This window comes from Mesorhizobium sp. M1A.T.Ca.IN.004.03.1.1, assembly GCF_003997555.1.
GTDB lineage: Bacteria > Pseudomonadota > Alphaproteobacteria > Rhizobiales > Rhizobiaceae > Mesorhizobium.
In genome coordinates, this window is record NZ_RZTV01000837.1 from 1 (window position 1) to 247 (window position 247).

1 protein-coding gene is annotated in these 247 nt (G+C 57.5%); it reads left to right on the forward strand.

Going from position 1 to position 247, the window contains the following annotated elements:
* On the forward strand, nt 1-247 hold a 247-nt coding region (locus EOD29_RS36800; protein WP_206520608.1), incomplete at both ends, for a hypothetical protein.

Consider the following 247-nt stretch of genomic DNA (forward strand, 5'->3'; position numbering starts at 1 on the left):
GGACTTCTCGCCTCACTCCATACCCTAGACGCGCTCGCGTCAGGAAAACACGAAATCACCTACGCCGTCCTGATCGACTCGGACGACGAGCTTACCTGCGGGGCAACGCACGATTGGCAGCGTCTGGACATGCTGCCGCCGAATACGCACATCATCATCGGTGAGCGCGACAAGACAGTGAATGCTCGCGTGAACGAAGTTCTAGGCGCGTTCGCAGCCGATGTTTACTGCCAAATGTCCGATGATG